The organism is Porphyromonas gulae DSM 15663, assembly GCF_000378065.1.
GTDB classification, from domain to species: Bacteria; Bacteroidota; Bacteroidia; order Bacteroidales; family Porphyromonadaceae; genus Porphyromonas; species Porphyromonas gulae.
The window spans coordinates 1-4,041 of the sequence record NZ_KB899198.1; the positions used below are offsets into that span (position 1 = coordinate 1).

The 4,041-nt window shown below is 40.0% G+C and carries 6 protein-coding genes; all 6 read right to left on the reverse strand.

What is annotated here, in order from left to right; genetic code table 11:
* A partial coding sequence (locus F452_RS11050; RefSeq protein ID WP_033317210.1) for an RHS domain-containing protein occupies window positions 1–246 on the reverse strand: 246 nt, incomplete at its 3' end.
* A gap of 150 nt (window positions 247–396) precedes the next feature.
* A complete protein-coding gene (locus F452_RS0110400; protein WP_033317211.1) occupies window positions 397–957 on the reverse strand; it encodes a DUF416 family protein in 561 nt (186 codons plus the stop codon).
* On the reverse strand, window positions 957–2,099 hold the full coding sequence (locus tag F452_RS0110405; protein ID WP_018966121.1) for an RHS repeat domain-containing protein: 1,143 nt from the start codon (window positions 2,097–2,099) through the stop codon (window positions 957–959). The genes F452_RS0110400 and F452_RS0110405 overlap by 1 nt, the downstream gene beginning before the upstream one ends.
* A 147-nt stretch (window positions 2,100–2,246) precedes the next feature.
* Window positions 2,247–2,717: an HU family DNA-binding protein gene (locus F452_RS11055; protein WP_018966122.1), complete on the reverse strand. Its 471-nt coding sequence runs from the start codon at window positions 2,715–2,717 to the stop codon at window positions 2,247–2,249.
* A gap of 254 nt (window positions 2,718–2,971) precedes the next feature.
* On the reverse strand, window positions 2,972–3,415 hold the full coding sequence (locus F452_RS0110415) for an Imm12 family immunity protein (RefSeq protein WP_018966123.1): 444 nt from the start codon (window positions 3,413–3,415) through the stop codon (window positions 2,972–2,974).
* A gap of 20 nt (window positions 3,416–3,435) precedes the next feature.
* On the reverse strand, window positions 3,436–4,041 hold a 606-nt coding region (locus F452_RS0110420; RefSeq protein WP_026292388.1), incomplete at its 5' end, for an RHS repeat-associated core domain-containing protein.

Consider the following 4,041-nt stretch of genomic DNA (forward strand, 5'->3'; position numbering starts at 1 on the left):
CTGATACCTGAACGGACAATCGCTCAAAGAACGCCCGGCAAAGTTACGAACAGAGCCATAAATATCCAATTCTACCGACCATGTTTTTTCTCCATTGGAGTTATACATTTCAGTCGGCGTACCTAAGTAGTCTGTAATAATGCTGTAGGACTTATCGCCAACTATCTTTGCCGCAGGTATGAATGTACCCTCCTCAAACAGCCACGTGGTTACATCGGATTCCTCCGTCCACTCGTGTAGAGGCACGTTGCCGTCCCAAACCCTGTAATAAATTTAAAAAGCTCTTGAAAAGAGCCTCTTTTTTCTGAAACAAAAAGAAAGGCAAGGAGAATGTCCCTGCCTTGTATACACTCTTGTTTTCGACTGACTTACATCTCTATTGCCAAATCTGGGGCATTATCCTATTTTAAATTGAGTGACTGTTAGTTTGAATTTTTCAATATCAATACTATCAAAATCACTCTTCATATTGTTTATTATTTTCAATACTTGGTTTTGAATTGCAAGTTCTTTGGAAATCAACAAATCTGAATTTTCCAAGTTCAGGATACTGAATGCAATCACATCTACAGTTTCAACGACCTTTAATCCGCAATAGTTTATAAAATCTACATTATTTTCTTTTGTAAAATCAAGACAGTATGCCAATGCTATTGCTGCATTTTGTGCCAAAACAGCCTCATTACTTCCATCTTCATCAGTATCTGGAATTACCTGCTCTATCAATTCCATATCATCAGCACTAACAAGTTCTTCTATTTGATTAAACTGATCCAAAGTACAACCGAAAAAAATTTTATCTATCAGTTTACTTACAATGGCAAAAATTGAAGTATCCCCACTGTTTATCAAGTAATTTTCAAGATTAGCTTCCATTCTTTTAGCACAGCTAACCCCAAATAATAATTGTTTATTTGGCGATAATTTTAAGATTTTATTTTTAATTTTTTCATCCATTATCCACAACTGTTTACCCTATTTTTACTTCTTTTCCCTGATTTCTCGGTAGCTGTAGTTACATTGTTCTGATTCATCATATTTTCACAATCAAGGCAAATTTTTCTTGAAGCATCAATTTGTGTAATACCCTTATTTGCGTTCATCAGAGTTTCTTCCGCATGTCCAATTCCTCTTATAGGTTCAATATCTTTAGATATAGCCCAATCTCGTTGAACTTTGGGAACTAAATCATCACTTGATGCAATATACATTTTTCCGTCTTGTCCGACACCAATTGCAGTAGTTTTGCTTCTTTGGGCTCTTGGATCTAATAATGAATGTGCTTCATTTACCAGATCCACTAATTCAGACAATCCCAATGGATCTATCCAACTATTACTGTCATGAACATATCCGTATAAGGCTATTCCACCCGCCAACCGAATCGGGTCTTGAGATATATAAGTCCCCGAACTTGGGTTGTAATACCTGAACCGATTATAGCAAAGGTCTGTTTCTTCGTCCCAATATTGCCCTTGATACAAGAAAGGCACAAAGGTACTATTTCCTGTTCTTATTTTGCCGTAAATGTCGAGATTTCTTTCCCAAACTTTATTGCCTTTGCTATCAAAAGCATGGGTTGGTGTACCGAGATAGTCTGTTACAATGCTGTAGCTCTCTCCATTTTGAAGTTTGGCGCAAGGGACAAAACTACCCTCTTCGAAGAGCCACGTTATCAGGCTTTCGCCTCTTCCATCTTCTGTCTGTTCCGTTACTTTTTTCTCTTCCTCCGTCCACTCATGCAACGGAACATTGCCATCCCAAACCCAACGGGTAGTCTTCTCTTTATATGTCTTCGAGATACGTCGCCCCAAAGGGTCATACTCGAAACTAACTGTTTCACCGTCGGGACGCTTGACGCTTCGGAGCATACCGTTGCCCAGCCATTCATAAGCCCAATCACCTTCCTGCCAAAGAGGAGCTAACGTCTCGTCGGGTCTCAATCGTTGTTTCAGCACAAGGTTGCCCTCACCATCGTAATGGTAGGAGTATTTACGGTCTTCGAGCAATCGACCGCCCTTGCCGTACTTACGATCTTTCCTTTCGGGCGTGCGGAAGAGGTTCCCGATGGCATCCGGAGCCTTGTAAATGCTCTCCACCTCAGAGCCACCTTTATAATCGGCACGGAAGAGATTGTCCCAAGGATCGTAGTCGAAAAGAAAAAACGGTTTTACGATAGGGAAGATTATACAAAAGAAACAACCCGATGAAAAGCATAAGCCGATACATCGGGCTGTTTGATACGTTTAAAGACCGCCGCCGGAACTTCCCTGATCGGGGCCTGAAGGCGTTGACGGCCCAGTATCGGCAGCAGATGATGCCTCTTCCTGACCGTAAAGTTCAAATCCCGTGGAACGAAGAGAATTTTTGAAAGCGGGTTTGGGTGTGAAAAGAATTTTGGCGGGACGAATCATCGACACCTTGAAATCTTCCGGTTTTTCTACCGATTTGCTTCCGAACGAAGGCCGAAAAGTTCCCAATTCTCCGCACTCGACCGAAAAACTGCGAGCCGTCAGACGTTCGATTACGACATGGAGCCGGCTAAGCACGGCTTTCACATCGGCGGCATCGACAGTAGAGCCGTCGGCAACCTCTTTAACAAAGTCTTCGAAACTGATTCTTCCCAGATTAACGGGTTGGGCAATGTAAACGGTTTTACCCTTTTGCGAACCGATATTGAGCTTGCGGGCGGCAATTTTGTACTTGAGTTTGGCCATAATTATATATGCTTATAAATAATACAATAAAATATATCGCAAAGGTATAAAATTTTCTTCGCGAAGAAAAAATATTTTGTTCGCGAAGAAAATAAAATTACTTCGCCAACAAAATTTCAGTACTTCTACAAGTAAGAGACAACTGATTGATTTTACATTTGAAATAGAGGAGAATGAGAAGATGATTTTCCTGACTTCACACTTTATAGCATCCATAATCATTCATAGATTCCTATTCCCAATAAGCACAATAGTTAATCTCTATGATTAATCATTAGGCTTTCAAAGATTGTCTCTTGAAATAAAGTGTTATCAAAGTTTACGCCATCAGACTTCAATCGCTTCTCTATAAATGTACCTAAGTTTGACAAGGAAGCCTCCATAAATAGATTAAATTTTCGTTTATAGCCAAGAGATGGTTCAGACAACCAATAGTTCCTATCGATACAAAACTCTGAAGCGATTTCTCGCTTTTTCTGATAATATCTACATTTGGCAACTCCAGACTCAGTGCAATACTCCGATATATCTCCATCAACATATAAGTCAATCTTTATCTTATCAACCCCATAAAAGAACTTGTCCTTAAATCGAGTTTTTAAGGATTTCCTCACCTCTATCACCAGTTGATGAATATTCTTTGCGTTAATTTCAGGAGAGATATCTCCTCCAATTGCAGAGCTTAAAATGATTTCCATCCCAAGTATATATTGTGTATTTAATGATGTGCTTTCTTGTAAATAGAATCTGCCTCTGAACTCAAAGCCTCACCTTTCTTACTACCAGCCCAACTTTCACGATTCATAGGACCAGGGACTTTTTCAGATAATTCTCTTTCTATATCCAACATATCGGTTCTTCTTCCTCGTGTCATTTCTATAACATCCCAATCTTCAGGCAAAGAATTGCCGTAACGACCTGACTTGGGATTGTTCACCTTATCTGTAATGCCCCATTTCTGAAAATTACCGTCTCCATCATACATTGCATACAATACAGTCGGTTTGGAAGACAATCTTGAGTTGCCATGTAATTGGGGTTTCGTTTTTGGTTTTGCACCAGGTTTCTTTTTGAACTGCCCATTCTTCCTATGACCGTATGGATTATACAAACCAAGAGGATCAATCCCATCATTCGAATCAATGACGTAATTATATAGATTAAAGACGTCTCCTTCCAGACCTATTGGGTCTTGGGATATGTAACTACCTGTATCGGGTGAGTAATACCGGAAACGGTTATAATACAGCCCTGTCTCCTCATCCTCATACTGTCCCTGATACCTGAACGGACAATCGCTCAAAGAACGCCCGGCAAAGTTACG

Bases quoted from the DNA above. Each gene is read 5' to 3' on its own strand.
- F452_RS0110400 (WP_033317211.1), bottom strand. From the start codon at position 957: ATGGATGAAAAAATTAAAAATAAAATCTTAAAATTATCGCCAAATAAA.
- F452_RS11055 (WP_018966122.1), bottom strand. From the start codon at position 2,717: ATGGCCAAACTCAAGTACAAAATTGCCGCCCGCAAGCTCAATATCGGT.
- F452_RS0110415 (WP_018966123.1), bottom strand. From the start codon at position 3,415: ATGGAAATCATTTTAAGCTCTGCAATTGGAGGAGATATCTCTCCTGAA.